Below are 14,524 nucleotides of genomic sequence, written 5' to 3' on the forward strand. Positions count from 1 at the left end.
GCGTGACCGGCGTCGCGGCGCGTTCAGGCTGGCGGGCGTCGACGCAGCAGATAGCGCTGACGGCCGTCGAGCACGCGTAAGCCGTCGCGGTTGTGCACCGTACTGGTCATCACGAGCACGCCGGTCCGGCGTTGCGGCACGAGCTCGGCAACGGTCAGGGCCGGATACAGCGTATCGCCGGGATAGACGGGCGCGAGAAAGCGCGACGACTGCTCCAGAAAGGCGATCAGCGCCTCGCCGACCTCGGCCGGGAAGGTGCCCGCGCCGGCCGCGGTGAAACACAGGACCTGCAATCCGTGCGCGAGCAGGTCGGGGTGACCGTGGGCCCGGCAGAACGGCCGATCGTAGTGGATCGGGTGATTGTCACCCGACAGCGTCTGGAAGGCGGCGAAATGGGCCTCGGTGACGGTCCGGCCCGGCAGCGGATAGCGCTCGCCGATCCGGAAATCCTCGAACCACCGCTGCGGCGTGGTGTCGTGGCCGGCGGGGTCGAAGTCCGGATCGGGCGAGCGGGTCATGGGCGGCTGCCGCTCAAAGGGACTCGATGGCCGCGGCGCGACGCTCGGCCCAGGCCTCGGCGAACGCTTCTTCGGAGGCGTCGGGATGGGCCTCGACGGTCTCTTTCCAGGCCGACTGCAACGCCTCGAGCCGCTTCAGCCGCTTGTCGTTCCAGGCCTGATCCTCGTCGGTCCAGATGCCCTTCTCCTCGAGATAGCGGATCGCGCCGGGGTGGAAGGGCGCGCCCATCGGCGCGTGGCCGGCCTCTTCGAGGTCCCAGCGCGGCATGGCGGCGCTGACGTTGCTGTAGATGTCGAAGGTCTCGTCCAGCGCCTTGATGATCTCGTAGACCCGCGCCTCGCTGGTGTCGGCCCGTACCACGATCTGCGGGTAGCGATAGCCCATGAGTTCGACCGGATCGTCCTCGGACACGCCCGCGCCGACGGTCTCGGTGTAGGGGCTGGCGTAGGGCGCCATCCGGGTCACCCGGTCCCAGGCCTCTTTATCGGCGGCCGGCATCTCGGGCCAGTGGATGCCGCGCGGCGATTCCGCCAGCTCGTACATCAGGCTCGGCGTGGTCAGCGTGCAGGTGGCATCCGCCTTGTCCTGCTTGAGCGCGCTCATGGCCGCGGTGTAGGTCGGGAACATGCGCAGGTCGACGTCGTCGCGGGTGAGGCCGGCGAAGGCGAGCACCGCATCGCACTTGACGTTGACCGACGGATTGCCGGCGACGTAGGCGAGCCGCTTGCCCCGGACGTCGCCGATGGTCTCGATGTCGGCATCGGCCGCGGTCGGCATGCCGAAGGCCGCGGCCTTGCCCGCGATCACGCGCAGGTCCTGCGGACCCCACTCGCGATCGGCGAAGTCGATGATGCCCTCGGTGGCGAAGAAGGTGCCGGAGGACAGAAAGCCCAGGTCGGCGCGCTCGTTGACCACCGGCCGCAACCGGCCGATCGCGGTGCTCGACGGCTGGATCCGGATGCGCGTGCCGTAGGCCTTGCCGAAGGCATCCGCCACGGCCGAGGCGTTGGCATAGCCCGCGGAGCCGACGTTGTAGGCCGTCCAGATCATCGTCGAGGGCAGCGTGTCGTCGTCTGCAGCATGGCTGGCGAACGCGCACGTCGCCAATGCGGCCGCGATGAGCGGCCGGGAAAATACCCGCATCATGAACCTCCTCCGGTTCGCTTGGATCGTTCTGGAAATCGGATGCTCTGTCGGCATCTCGTTCGTGCTGTATACAGTACCCGGTAGGCGGTTGCAAGATACGGGCTGGGCGCAACGATCGGCCGGGCCTTTTTGGAGGCCTCGTGCTCTCGGCCGCGCCTTGATGAAACTGCGTTTTACAAAATTGACGACCGGGGGCGCCTGTGTCAGGTTGCCTGCCGACTACAACAACCGACCGGCCGCCGGAGGACTCCCGCGGCGGCCCGGCATGCGTTCTGCACAGGAGATTGCCCATGCTGCCGCTATCCGAGCGCGCCGAAGCGCTGCGTTCCCAGTTGCTCGCGTTCATGGACGCGCACGTCTATCCCGCCGAGGCGGTCCACGCGCGTCAGCAGGCGGAGGCGACGGATCGTTGGACGCCGCCGCCGATCCTCGACGAGCTCAAGGCCAAGGCGCGCGCGGAAGGGCTCTGGAATCTGTTCCTGCCGGAAAGCGAGTACGGCGCCGGGCTGTCGAACTACGACTACGCCCATCTTTGCGAGATCATGGGCCGCAGCCCGATCGCGCCCATCGTGTTCAACTGCAGCGCGCCGGACACCGGCAACATGGAGGTCCTGGCGCGCTACGGCAGCGAGGCCCAGCAGCGCCAGTGGCTCACGCCGCTGCTCGAGGGCGAGATCCGGTCCTGTTTCTCCATGACCGAGCCGGACGTGGCTTCCTCGGATGCGACCAACATCCGGACCGAGATCCGGCGCGACGGCGACGATTACGTCATCAACGGCCGCAAGTGGTGGTCCTCGGGCGCGATGGCCAGCAACTGCAAGATCGCCATCGTCATGGGCAAGACCGATCCGTCGGCGGCCAAGCATCAGCAGCAGTCGATGATCCTGGTGCCGCTGGACACGCCGGGCGTGAATATCGAGCGGCCCCTGCACGTGTTCGGCTACGACCACGCGCCCAAGGGCCACGCCGAGATCCACTACGACGACGTGCGCGTGCCCGCCGACAATCTCATTCTCGGCGAGGGCCGCGGTTTCGAGATCGCCCAGGGCCGGCTCGGGCCGGGACGCATCCATCACTGCATGCGCACCATCGGTGTCGCCGAGCGGGCGCTGGCGGCGATGTGCGCCCGCGTCGAGGAGCGCGTCAGCTTCGGCCGTCGTCTGGCCGAGTTCGACTCCATCCGCAAGGAGATCGCGCGCTCGCGGATCGAGATCGACCAGGCGCGGCTGATGACGCTCAACGCCGCGCAGATGATGGACGAGGTCGGCAACAAGGCCGCCCGTCAGGAGATCGCCATGATCAAGGTGATCGCCCCGGAAATGGCGCTGCGCGTGCTCGACCGGGCCATCCAGGCGCACGGGGCCATGGGCGTGTGCCAGGACAGTTTCCTGGCCTCGGCCTGGGCTAACGTGCGCACCCTGCGTCTGGCCGACGGCCCCGACGAGGTGCATCTGGACACCATCGCCAAGCTCGAGCTGCGTGCGCAGCAGAGCGCGGCCGCGCAGTGACGCACTGCCCGGCGGCCAGCTACAACAAGAGGAGTTCTCGATGATGAATCTGTTCGACATGCAGGATCGCGTGGCCGTGATCACCGGATCCAGCCGCGGCATCGGCCGCGCCATCGCGCGCCAGATGGCCGCCCACGGCGCGAAGGTGGTCATTTCCAGCCGCAAGGCCGAGGCCTGCGAGGCGGTCGCGGCGGAGCTGCGCGACGAGGGCTTCGAGGCGATCGCGGTGGCCTGCCACATCGGTGACAAGGCGCAGCTGCAGGGCCTGGTCGACGCCACCCTGGCGGCCTACGGCCGTATCGACGTGCTGGTTTGCAACGCCGCGACCAATCCGGTCTACGGCCCCACCGCGGACATGACCGACGAGGCCTGGGACAAGATCATGGAAACGAACGTGCGCGGCACGTTCTGGCTGTGCAACATGGTGCTGCCGAAGATGGCCGAGGCCGGCGGCGGTCGCGTCATCGTGCTGTCGTCGATCGCTGGTCTGCGCGGCAACACCGTGATCGGAACCTACGGCGTGTCCAAGGCCGCCGAGGCCGCCCTGGTGCGCAATCTGGCGGTCGAGTGGGGCCCGTCCAACATCCGCGTGAACGCGATCGCGCCGGGTCTGGTGCGCACCGATTTCGCCAAGGCGCTGCTGGAGGATCCGAAACGTCTCGAGCAGGCCGAGCAGCGCACGCCCGTGCGCCGTATCGGCGAGCCCGACGACATCGCGGGCGTGGCGGTGTTTCTGGCCACCGACGCCAGCGCCTACGTCACCGGCCAGACCCTCGTCGCCGACGGCGGCGAAACCATCAGCTGACCGTGGCGGTGTCCGACGGCGGTGCGCCCGAGCTGGTCCCGGTGCGCGAGGCGCACCGCTTCGACGAGGCCGCGCTGCGTGCCTATCTGGCGTCGCACGGCCTGCTGGGCGAGACCTTCAGGCTGTCGCAGTTCCAGGGCGGCCAGTCCAATCCCACGTTCTTCATCGAGACCGGCACGGCGGCCGATCCGCGCCACTACGTGCTGCGCAAGCAGCCGCCGGGCGAGATCCTGCCGTCCGCCCATCGCATCGACCGCGAATACCGGGTGATGGCGGCGCTGGCCGACGCGTCGGGTGTGCCGGTGCCGACCATGCACTGCTACTGCGACGATGCCGCGGTGATCGGCACGCCCTTCTACGTCATGGACTACGTGCCCGGGCGGGTGTTCGGCGATCCGGCGTTGCCGGCGCTGGACCCCGACGACCGCGGCGGTGTCTATCACGCGCTGATCGACAGCATGGCCGCGCTGCACGGCGTGGACGTCGAGGCCGTCGGCCTGTCCGATTTCGGCCGGCCGAACGGCTACGTCGAGCGCCAGATCCGGCGCTGGCGCAGCCAGTACGAGGCCTCGGCCACCGAAACCGACGCCAACATGGATGCCCTGGGCGCCTGGCTGGCCGATCACGTGCCCGCCGACGACGCGCCCGCCATCGCCCACGGCGATTTCCGCATCGGCAATCTGCTGCTGGCGCCGGAGGCACCGCGCGTGGCCGCGATCCTGGACTGGGAGCTGGCCACCATCGGTCACCCGCTGGCCGATCTCGCCTACGCCTGCATGCCCTACTATCTGCCGCACGGGGTCGAGGGCGTGCGTGGCATCGAGGGGCTGGACCTGGCCGCGGCCGGCATTCCGACCGAGGCCGAACAGCTGGCGCGCTATTGCGAGCGTCGCGGTCTCGGGTCGATCGACGACTGGCCGGTATTCGTGGCCTTCGCCCTGTTCCGGACGGCGGCCATTCTCCAGGGCGTCTACGCCCGGGCCCTGGCCGGCAACGCCAGCAACCGCGATGCGCTGACCGTGGGTCGACGCGCGGGGCTGATCGCCGAGCGCGGCTGGGCGGTCGCGAAAAGCCATGACTGAGGGCGCGGTGTACGGCGGCGATCGGGTAGGCTGCGCCGGGCAGCCATCAACCGCGTGATTCCATGACAGCCTTTCCGCGCATTCTCGTGACCAATGACGACGGCATCGACGCCCCCGGCCTGGTCGAGGCCGAGCGGATCGCGGCCGCGCTGGCCGACGAAGTCTGGACCATCGCGCCGCTGGGCGACCAGAGCGGCGTCGGTCAGGGCATCTCCATGCACCAGCCGCTGCGGCTGTCACGCTACGGCGAGCGCCGATATGCGGTGTCGGGCACGCCCGCGGACTGCGTGATGTACGCGATGGCGGAGTTCTTCGCCAACGAGCCGCCGGACCTGGTGCTCTCCGGGGTCAACTGGGGCGCGAACCTGTCCGACTCGGTGATGTACTCCGGCACGGTCGGGGCGGTCCTGGCCGCCAACCACCTGGGCATCGATGCGATCGCGCTCAGCCAGGCATTCCACGCCCGCAGCGCGGTCGACTTCGCGGTCACCCGTGCCTTCGCGGTGCCGGCGATCGAGACGCTCGCGGCGCGCCGGTCGGCCGACGGCAGCTGCTGCTGGAACGTCAATTTCCCCATGCAGGCGGTCGAGAGCGTGCGCGGGCTGCGCTTCACCCGCCAGGTCGGCGGGGCGATCCGGGCGCCGCAGCTCATCGCCGGCGCCGACGGCCGCGGTCTGGCCTATCACTGGCTGAGCTTCGAGCGCGATACCGGTGCCATCAGCGCCGCGGATGCCGACGTGGTCGCCCTGCGCGATCACTGGGTCTCGGCCATGCCGCTGCACGGCACGCGCTGCGATGAAGCGCTGTTCCGGCGCGCGGCGGCCGAAGGCGAGCATCGGCTGCGGCCGGCGGCCGAATCCGCCTGACCGCGTCGATACGCGAAAAATTGAAACAGTATTTCGAAAACCGTTGACGCGCCGGGGCGGCGGTGCGAAAGTCAAGCACCGCCCGGCCCGGCGCGCCGCACCAGGAGCCCCCGGGTTTGCTGGACGACGAGGAGACCGCACGCCATGTTCGATCGGCACCATGCGGTGTGGCCGGATCGCCTGCCGCATCATCTGCCGCTGCCGCAGACCAGCCTGTTCACGAATCTCGCGATCTCGGCGCTGCGCTATCCCGCGCGTGATGCGCTGATTTACTACGACACGCCGCTGACCTACGCCGAGCTCGAGCGCCAGGTGCTGGCACTCGCCGGCTATCTGCAGGCCCGTGGCGTGGCCCGTGGCGACCGGGTGCTGCTCTACATGCAGAACGCGCCGCAGTACGTGGTGGCCTACTACGCGATCCTGCGCGCGGACGCGGTGGTGGTGCCGGTCAACCCGATGAACCGCGCCGCGGAACTGGAACACTACGCCGACGACACCGGCGCGTCGCTGTGCATCTGCGGCCAGGAGCGCCTGGCCGACGTGCAGCCGCTGTGCACGGCGGACCGGCTGGACGAGATCATCGTCACCGCCTACAGCGAGTACGCCACCCGGGCCACGGATCTGGATCTGCCGACGGAGGTCGTGGCCCCGTTCGAGGCGCCGACGGCCGCGGGCGTGACCGCCTGGCGCGACGCGCTGGCGGCCGGCCACGAACCGGGCCCGCACACCGCGGCCCCGGACGATCTGGCGGTGCTGCCCTACAGTTCCGGCACCACCGGCCAGCCCAAGGGCTGCATGCACACGCATGCCAGCGTCATGGCCACGGCCGTGCACAGCGTGGTCTGGGGCAGCGGCACCGCGGAGACGGTCACGCTGGCCAGCCTGCCGTACTTCCATGTCACCGGCATGCAGAACGGCATGAACGCGCCCATCTACGCCGGTGCCACGGTGGTCATCATGACGCGCTGGGACCGGCGTACCGCCGCGGAGCTGATCCAGCGCTATCGCATCCGCCGCTGGACCAACATCGTGACGATGGCGATCGACATGCTCTCGGATCCGGAGATCGAGCGTTTCGATCTCTCCAGCCTGACCTATATCGGCGGCGGCGGCGCGGCCATGCCCGAGGCCGTCTCCGAGAAACTGTTCAAGCTGACCGGCCTGCGCTATATCGAGGGCTACGGTCTGAGCGAGACCATCGCGGCGACCCATATCAATCCGGTCGACGCGCCCCGCGCCCAGTGCCTGGGCGTGCCGGTGTTCGACGTCGACTCGCGCATCGTCGACACCACCACCCAGGCCGAGCTCGGCGTCGGCGAGGTCGGCGAGATCGTGGTTCGCGGGCCGCAGGTCTTCGCCGGCTACTGGAACCGGCCGACCGAGACCGCCGAGGCCTTCATCCCGCTCGACGGCGCCGACTTCTTCCGGACCGGCGACATCGGCTATTACGACGAGAATGGCTATTTCTTCATCGTCGACCGCGTCAAGCGGATGATCAACGCCTCCGGCTACAAGGTCTGGCCGGCCGAGGTCGAGGCGCTGATGTATCGCCATCCCGACATTCGCGAGGCCTGCATCATCTCGACGCCGGACCCGCGCCGCGGCGAGAGCGTCAAGGCCTGTGTGGTGCTGGAGGCCGAGGCGAGCGCCGACGAAGCCGCGATCCTGGCCTGGTGTCGCGAGAACATGGCCGCCTACAAGGTCCCGCGCGAGATCGAACTCTGCGAGGCGCTGCCGCGCTCGCCCACGGGCAAGGTCATGTGGCGGCATCTGCAGGAACAGGCCTGGGCCGATTCGGCCGACGCCTGAGCGCACAGTGTTTGTTCTGCTTGGTAAAACAAGATTTCGAAAAATTGATCCGCAGGGTCGTTCTGGTTTAGTTTCACGCCCCTGTCCCCGCTCGCCGCGCGTGCCCGAAAGCGCAATGCGAGCGCACAACGAACCATTCGAGGAGCCGCTATGAGCGATGTCGTTTCCTATCAGCGCGAAGACGAGATCGGCCTGATCGTCGTCGACAATCCGCCGGTCAATGCGCTCGGCCATGCCGTTCGCCAGGGGCTGCTCGACGCGCTCGACCAGGGGCTGGCCGACGACGGCGCCCGTGCGCTCGTGGTCATGGGTGCGGGTCGCACCTTCCCGGCCGGCGCCGATATCCGCGAATTCGGTCAGACGCCGAAGGAGCCGGCGCTGCCCGACGTCATCAACCGGCTGGAGGATTCCGGCAAGCTGCTGATCGCCGCGGTTCACGGCACCGCGCTGGGCGGCGGCATGGAGATCACCCTCGGCTGCGACTATCGGCTGGCCCTGGACTCGGCGCGGATGGGGCTGCCCGAGGTCAACCTCGGACTGCTCCCCGGCGCCGGCGGCACCCAGCGCCTGCCGCGGCTGATCGGCGCGCAGGCCGCGCTCGACGCTATCGTCGGCGGCAAGCCGATGAAGGCCGGCCAGCTGGAGAAGATGGGCGTGGTCGACAAGGTCGTCTCCGGCGATCTGAAGGCCGAGGCGATCGCCTATGCTCGCCAGCTGGCCGACGACAATGCCCCGCGCCGCAAGGTCTCCGAGCTCACGGTCGACAAGGAGAGCGACACGGTCTTCAGCGACTACGAGCAGTCCATCGCCCGCAAGAAGCGGGGTTTTCTCGCTCCGTTCCACTGCATCAAGGCGGTCCAGGCGGCCACCGAGCTCGATTTCGCCGCCGGCCAGAAGCGCGAGCGCGAGCTGTTCACGGAACTGCTGAATTCGCCGCAGTCCGCCGCCCAGCGTCACGTCTTCTTCGCCGAGCGCGAGGTCGGCAAGGTGCCCGGCATCGCCAAGGACACGCCCCGGCGCGAGATCGCGCAGGTCGGCATCATCGGCGCCGGCACCATGGGCGGCGGCATCGCCATGAACTTCCTGTCCGCCGGCATCCCCGTAAAGATGCTGGAGATGAAGCAGGAGGCGCTCGACAAGGGCGTCGCGCTCATTCGAAAGAACTACGAAGCCACGGCCAAGAAGGGCCGCATGACCAGCGAGCAGGTCGAGCGGTGCATGTCGCTGCTCACGAGCACGCTGTCCTATGACGATCTCTCGGACGTCGATCTGGTGATCGAGGCCGTGTTCGAGAACATGAAGGTCAAGAAGGAGGTCTTCGGCGAACTGGATCGCGTGACCAAGCCGGGCGCCATTCTGGCCACCAATACGTCCACGCTGGACGTCAACGAGATCGCGCAGTCGACCCGGCGTCCCGAGGACGTCATCGGCATGCACTTCTTCTCGCCGGCCAACGTCATGAAGCTGCTCGAGAACGTGCGCGGCGAGGCGACGTCGGACGAGGTCATCGCCACGGTCATGGACCTGTCCAAGCGCATCGGCAAGGTCGGCGTGCTGGTCGGCGTCTGCTACGGCTTCGTGGGCAACCGGATCCTGCACAAGCGCCAGGCCCAGGCGATATCGCTGGTCAACGAGGGGGCGACGCCGGCCCAGGTCGACAAGGTGCTCTATGACTTCGGCCTGCCGATGGGGCCGTTCGCCATGGCCGATCTCGCCGGGCTCGATGTCGGCTGGCGCATCCGCGAAGGGCTGCGCGAGAGCGATCCGGCCAACGCCCCCGAGCGCAACTGGCTGGACGCGCTGGCCGAGCAGGAGCGCTGGGGCCAGAAGACCGGCGGTGGCGTGTTCGACTACGCCGAGGGCGATCGCACGCCGCGGCCCTCGGAGGTCACCGCCGCCGAGATCGAGAAGTACCGCGCCGAGCAGGGCATCGAGACCCGCGAAATCAGCGACACCGAGATCCTCGAGCGCTGCCTCTACGTCATGGTCAACGAGGGCGCGAAGATTCTCGAGGAGGGCGTGGCCATGCGTCCGCTGGACATCGACATCGTATGGATCTATGGCTACGGTTTCCCGGTCTATCAGGGCGGGCCGATGTTCTGGGCCGACTCGATCGGTCTGGACAAGGTCCACGCCAAGATCCAGCAGTTCCACGACGAGACCGGCCACGACGACTGGAAACCGGCGCCGTTGCTCGAGCGGCTTGCCAAGGAAGGCAAGCGTTTCGCCGATCTTTAATCTTTCAGGATAGAACACCGCGATGGATATCGAATACAACGCCGAGGAACGCGCCTTTCGTGACGAGGTGCGCGCCTTTCTCCGGGACAACCTGCCGGCGGACGTCGCCGAGAAGGTCAAGCAATACAAGCGGCTCACGCCCGAGGAGATGGTGCACTGGCACCGCGTGCTCGGCGAGAAGGGCTGGCTGGCCATGCACTGGCCCGAGGAATACGGCGGTCCGGGCTGGAGCCCGGTGCAGAAGCACATCTTCGAGGAAGAGGCCGCCGAGGCCGGTTCGCCGCGGCTGCTGCCGTTCGGCATCAACATGGTGGCGCCGGTCATCATCAAGTTCGGCACCCAGGCGCAGAAGGACTACTATCTGCCGCGCATCTTGCGCACCGACGACTGGTGGGCCCAGGGCTATTCCGAGCCGGGTGCGGGCTCCGATCTGGCCAGCCTGAAGACGCGCGCCGAGCGCCAGGGCGATCACTACATCGTCAACGGCCAGAAGACGTGGACCACGCTCGGCCAGCACGCGAACATGATCTTCTGTCTCGTGCGCACCGACCCGACGGTCAAGAAGCAGGAGGGCATCTCCTTCCTGCTGATCGACATGAACAGCCCCGGCGTCACCGTGCGCCCGCTGATCACGCTCGACGGCGAGCGCGAGGTCAACGAGGTGTTCTTCGACGACGTCAAGGTGCCGGTCGACAACCTCGTGGGCGAGGAGAACAAGGGCTGGACCTGCGCGAAGTACCTGCTGACCTTCGAGCGCACCGGCATCGCCGGGGTGGGCATCTCCAAGGCCGCGCTGGCGCATCTCAAGACCATCGCCCGCGAGACGGTCGTCCGCGGCACGCCGCTGATCGAGCAGCCGGCCTTCGCCGAGCGCCTGGCCGAGCTGGAGGTCGAGCTGATGGCCGTCGAGATGACCAACCTGCGCGTGGTCGCGGCGGCCGAGGCCGGCGGCGTGCCGGGCGCGGAGAGTTCGTTTCTCAAGATCATGGGCACCGAGGTGCGCCAGAAGATCTCCGATCTCTATCGCGAGGCCGCCGGGCCCTATGCGCTGCCGTTCATCGACGAGTCGGAGCCGGCGGTGGGGCCCGAATTCGCGAACGTGGCCGCGCCGACCTACTTCAACCTGCGCAAGCTCTCCATCTTCGGCGGATCGAACGAGATCCAGAAGAACATCATTTCCAAGGCCATCCTCGGCCTTTAACGATCAGGCGGACGCGTCATGGATTTTTCGTACAGCGATGAGCAGCGGATGCTCAAGGACATGGTGGACCGGCTGGTCGCCGATCAGTACACCTTCGAGGCCCGCGAGAGCATCCGCACGTCCGAGGCCGGCTTCTCGGCCGAGGTCTGGCAGCAGTTCGCCGAACTCGGCCTGCTGGGCGTGCCGTTCTCCGAGGCCGCCGGCGGCTTCGACGGCGGCGGCGCCGAACTGATGGTGGTGTCCGAAGGTTTCGGGCGCGGTCTGGTGCTCGAACCCTATCTGTCCACGGTCGTGCTCTGCGGCAGCCTGATCGACCGGCTCGCCGACGAGACGCGCCGGGCCGAGCTGGCCGAGGGCATCATCGGCGGCGAGACGCGCTACGCACTGGCCAGCCACGAGCCGGATGGCGGTTACGACCCGCACTGGGTCCGGACCACGGCGCGCGCCGAAGGCGACGGCTTCGTGCTCGACGGCCACAAGGCCGTGGTCGCCCACGGCGACAGCGCCGACCGGCTGATCGTGATCGCCCGCTCCAGCGGCGAGATCGACAGCGCCGAGGGGCTGAGCGCCTTCATCGTGGAAGCCGACGCGGCCGGCGTGCATCGGCGCGGCTACGAGACGATCGACGGCCACCGCGCCGCCGAGGTCACCCTCGAGGCCGTGCACGTCGACGCCGACGCCCTGCTGGGCGAGGTCGGCGGTGCCGGTGACGCGCTCGAGTCGGCGCTGGAGCGCGGCGTGGTCGCCCTCTGCGCCGAGGCCGCCGGGGCGATGGAGATCGCCTGCGATCTGACGCTGGACTATCTCAAGGAACGCAAGCAGTTCGGCGTGCCGATCGGCAGCTTCCAGGCGCTGCAGCATCGCATGGTCGACATGCGCATGGCGTTGGAGAAGGTCCGCTCGCTGACCTTCTGGGCCGCCTGCTCGCTCGAGTCCGACCCGGCCGAGCGCCGCCAGCGCATCGCCGCGGCCAAGGTCATGGTCGGCAAGGCCGGGCGTCTGGTGGCCGAGGAGGCCATCCAGCTGTTCGGCGGCATGGGCATGATGGAGGAATCCGCGATCGCCCACTACGCCAAGCGCATCGTCATGATCGACCATTACCTGGGCGATCGGACCTGGCATATGGCGGCGCTGCGCGAGACCCTCACCGACACGGCACGCGCAGCCTAGGCGAAACGGCGGCCGCGACATCCGGGCGCGGCCGGCGGTATCATGCCGGCGGCCCGGTTCCCGGTCTTCATCACAAAGGCAGGTGGTCATGGCGGACATGCCCCATGTACTCGTTGTCGGCGCAGGCGCGATCGGCAGTTTCTACGGCGCCATCGCCAAGCGCGCCGGCTGTGCGGTCAGCGTGGTGCTGCGCTCGGAATACGACGTCGTGCGCGAGCGCGGCTTCGCCATCAGCAGCCCGCTGGGCGATCTGTCCTACCGCCCGGATCACGTCTATCGCGACGGCGACACGCCCGTCGCCACGCCGGACTATGTGATCTGCTGCGTGAAGGTGCTGCCCGGCATCGACCGCGCGGCGCTGCTCGCGCCCTGGGTCGGTCCGGACACGGGCATCGTGCTTATCGAGAACGGCATCGACATCGAACCGGCGGTGGCCGATGCCTTCCCCGACAATCCGCTGATCAGCTGTCTCGCCTTCATCGCCGTCAGCCGGACCGACGAGCCGGCGGTGATCGAGCACAAGGCCTTCGGGCGTCTGACCATGGGCGCCTGGCCGGCGGGCGTGACCGACGACTGCCGTGCGCTCGAGGCCCTGTTCACCGACGGCGGCATCAACGTCAAGCTGGCCGATCAGGTGGTGGGCGAGCGCTGGGCCAAGAGCCTCTGGAATACACCGTTCAACCCGCTGTCGGTGCTGGCCGACGGCGCGGATACCGTCACGATGCTCGACACGCCCGGCGGCGAGGCGCTGGCGCGCGAGATGATGGCCGAGGTCAAGGCGGTCGCGGCGGCCGACGGCCATCCGCTGCCGGATGACGCCATCGACAAGAACATCGCCGGCACCCGCAAGATGCCGGCCTATCGCAACAGCATGGCGCTGGACTATCTCCACGGCCGGCCGATGGAGATCCAGGCGATTCTCGGCAACGTGGTCGCCCTGGCCGAGCGCTACGGCGTGGCCGTACCGCGGCTGTCCACGATGGCCACCGTACTGGCCATGCGCGATCGACTGGCCGAGGGCGACGCCTAGCCCGAGGTACGCCGGCGTGTCACCGCGCTGATGCGTCGTCACCCCGGCGCCGGCGCGTTATGCTGCTCGCGGATTCCCATGGAGGCCCGTGCGTGACTGGCGATCGAGATGTACTGGTGATCTACGACGAGCGGGTGCTGTTGCATCGGCCCGAGGCCGAGGAGCCGTTCCTGCCGGGCCGCATGGACAAGCGCATCCGCAGCATCCTCGACGGCCTGGGGCTGAGCGCCGACGCGAAGTGGAGCTATCCGGAGCATCCCGGTCGGGTGACGGCTATCCGCGATCTGCTGGTCGGCGACCCGGTGCCGGGCGTGCGTTTCGCCGGCGCCGAGCCGGCCACCCGGGAACAGCTCCAGCGCGTGCACACCACCTCCTATCTGGAGAACCTCTACGAGCTCGAGGGCAAGCAGGCCTGGCTCGACGTCGACACCACGGCGATCTCCGCAGGCAGTCTCGATGCCGCCGAGGTCGCAGCCGGTTCGGCGATCGCCGCGGTCGATGCCGTGTTCGAAAAGCGCGCACAGTCGGCGTTCGCCATCAGCCGGCCGCCGGGACACCACGCCAACGCGGTCCGGGCGCGCGGCTTCTGCCTGTTCAACAACATCGCGGTGGCCGCCGCGCACGCCCAGTTCCACTGGGATATCGAGCGGGTGTTGATCATCGACTGGGACGCCCATCACGGCAACGGCACCCAGGACATCTTCGCGGCCGATCCCAGCGTGCTGTTCTTCGACACCCACCGCGCCGCGCCGTTCTACCCGGGCACCGGCGACGTCGAAGAGATCGGCGACGGCCTGGGCGAGGGCACCACGGTCAACGTGCCGCTGCCGGAGGACGCCGGCGATCGCGCGGTGGTCGCGGCCTTCGAGGACATCCTCGTGCCGGCCGCCGAATGGTTTCAGCCGGAACTGATTCTGGTCTCGGCGGGCATGGACGCGCATCGCAACGAGCTGTGTCTGCAGATGAGCTACGACGGCTACAGCGCGCTCACGGGCATCGTCCAGCGCCTGGCCGACACCTACTGCGACGGCCGGCTGGTGATGAGTCTGGAAGGCGGCTACAACCCGGACACGCTGGCCCGCTGCACTCGCCGGGTGCTCGAGGTCATGGCCGGCGGCGAGCCGGCCACGCCGCGCGAGCCGGGCATGGC

12 protein-coding genes are annotated in these 14,524 nt (G+C 68.5%); 10 read left to right on the plus strand and 2 right to left on the minus strand.

Annotated elements, in window-relative coordinates; genetic code table 11:
* Positions 1 to 23 precede the first annotated feature (23 nt).
* Positions 24 to 518, minus strand: a complete 495-nt coding sequence (locus SAOR_RS12910) for a MaoC family dehydratase (protein ID WP_123631796.1) — start codon at positions 516 to 518, stop codon at positions 24 to 26.
* A 13-nt stretch (positions 519 to 531) separates the two neighbouring features.
* A complete protein-coding gene (locus SAOR_RS12915) occupies positions 532 to 1,665 on the minus strand; it encodes a TAXI family TRAP transporter solute-binding subunit (RefSeq protein WP_123631797.1) in 1,134 nt (377 codons plus the stop codon).
* A 290-nt stretch (positions 1,666 to 1,955) separates the two neighbouring features.
* On the opposite strand from SAOR_RS12915, the gene SAOR_RS12920 reads away from it, so the two are divergent.
* The 10 genes from SAOR_RS12920 to SAOR_RS12965 form a co-directional block, all read left to right on the plus strand.
* Positions 1,956 to 3,173 carry an acyl-CoA dehydrogenase family protein gene (locus tag SAOR_RS12920; protein WP_123590807.1) on the plus strand — a complete coding sequence of 406 codons (1,218 nt, stop codon included), beginning with the start codon at positions 1,956 to 1,958 and terminating at the stop codon, positions 3,171 to 3,173.
* A 40-nt stretch (positions 3,174 to 3,213) separates the two neighbouring features.
* Entirely contained in the window at positions 3,214 to 3,978 is a 765-nt protein-coding gene (locus tag SAOR_RS12925) for an SDR family NAD(P)-dependent oxidoreductase (RefSeq protein ID WP_221177877.1), read from the plus strand.
* Between the two features lie 2 nt (positions 3,979 to 3,980).
* Positions 3,981 to 5,060, plus strand: a complete 1,080-nt coding sequence (locus tag SAOR_RS12930) for a phosphotransferase (protein WP_221179989.1) — start codon at positions 3,981 to 3,983, stop codon at positions 5,058 to 5,060.
* Between the two features lie 62 nt (positions 5,061 to 5,122).
* A complete protein-coding gene (surE, locus tag SAOR_RS12935) occupies positions 5,123 to 5,926 on the plus strand; it encodes a 5'/3'-nucleotidase SurE (protein ID WP_123631798.1) in 804 nt (267 codons plus the stop codon).
* 144 nt (positions 5,927 to 6,070) lie between these two features.
* Complete coding sequence (locus SAOR_RS12940; RefSeq protein WP_123631799.1) at positions 6,071 to 7,735, plus strand: long-chain fatty acid--CoA ligase; 1,665 nt, start codon at positions 6,071 to 6,073, stop codon at positions 7,733 to 7,735.
* A gap of 150 nt (positions 7,736 to 7,885) precedes the next feature.
* The gene (locus SAOR_RS12945; protein ID WP_123631800.1) at positions 7,886 to 9,973 is read left to right on the plus strand and encodes a 3-hydroxyacyl-CoA dehydrogenase NAD-binding domain-containing protein; all 2,088 of its coding nucleotides are present in this window, start codon (positions 7,886 to 7,888) and stop codon (positions 9,971 to 9,973) included.
* 22 nt (positions 9,974 to 9,995) lie between these two features.
* A complete protein-coding gene (locus SAOR_RS12950) occupies positions 9,996 to 11,174 on the plus strand; it encodes an acyl-CoA dehydrogenase family protein (protein ID WP_123590811.1) in 1,179 nt (392 codons plus the stop codon).
* A gap of 18 nt (positions 11,175 to 11,192) precedes the next feature.
* Positions 11,193 to 12,344: an acyl-CoA dehydrogenase family protein gene (locus SAOR_RS12955; RefSeq protein WP_123631801.1), complete on the plus strand. Its 1,152-nt coding sequence runs from the start codon at positions 11,193 to 11,195 to the stop codon at positions 12,342 to 12,344.
* Between the two features lie 88 nt (positions 12,345 to 12,432).
* Entirely contained in the window at positions 12,433 to 13,374 is a 942-nt protein-coding gene (locus SAOR_RS12960) for a ketopantoate reductase family protein (RefSeq protein WP_123631802.1), read from the plus strand.
* Positions 13,375 to 13,466: 92 nt separating this feature from the next.
* Positions 13,467 to 14,524: histone deacetylase family protein (locus SAOR_RS12965; protein ID WP_221179990.1), on the plus strand; the 1,058-nt coding region annotated here is incomplete at its 3' end.

It is taken from the genome of Salinisphaera orenii subsp. orenii MK-B5 (assembly GCF_003788635.1).
Lineage (GTDB): Bacteria > Pseudomonadota > Gammaproteobacteria > Nevskiales > Salinisphaeraceae > Salinisphaera > Salinisphaera orenii.

Excerpts from the sequence above, each read along its gene's own strand:
- SAOR_RS12915 (WP_123631797.1), bottom strand. The coding sequence starts at position 1,665 with ATGATGCGGGTATTTTCCCGGCCGCTCATCGCGGCCGCATTGGCGACG.
- SAOR_RS12920 (WP_123590807.1), top strand. The coding sequence starts at position 1,956 with ATGCTGCCGCTATCCGAGCGCGCCGAAGCGCTGCGTTCCCAGTTGCTC.
- SAOR_RS12940 (WP_123631799.1), top strand. The coding sequence starts at position 6,071 with ATGTTCGATCGGCACCATGCGGTGTGGCCGGATCGCCTGCCGCATCAT.
- SAOR_RS12925 (WP_221177877.1), top strand. The coding sequence starts at position 3,214 with ATGATGAATCTGTTCGACATGCAGGATCGCGTGGCCGTGATCACCGGA.
- surE (WP_123631798.1), top strand. The coding sequence starts at position 5,123 with ATGACAGCCTTTCCGCGCATTCTCGTGACCAATGACGACGGCATCGAC.
- SAOR_RS12945 (WP_123631800.1), top strand. The coding sequence starts at position 7,886 with ATGAGCGATGTCGTTTCCTATCAGCGCGAAGACGAGATCGGCCTGATC.
- SAOR_RS12960 (WP_123631802.1), top strand. The coding sequence starts at position 12,433 with ATGGCGGACATGCCCCATGTACTCGTTGTCGGCGCAGGCGCGATCGGC.
- SAOR_RS12910 (WP_123631796.1), bottom strand. The coding sequence starts at position 518 with ATGACCCGCTCGCCCGATCCGGACTTCGACCCCGCCGGCCACGACACC.
- SAOR_RS12955 (WP_123631801.1), top strand. The coding sequence starts at position 11,193 with ATGGATTTTTCGTACAGCGATGAGCAGCGGATGCTCAAGGACATGGTG.
- SAOR_RS12950 (WP_123590811.1), top strand. The coding sequence starts at position 9,996 with ATGGATATCGAATACAACGCCGAGGAACGCGCCTTTCGTGACGAGGTG.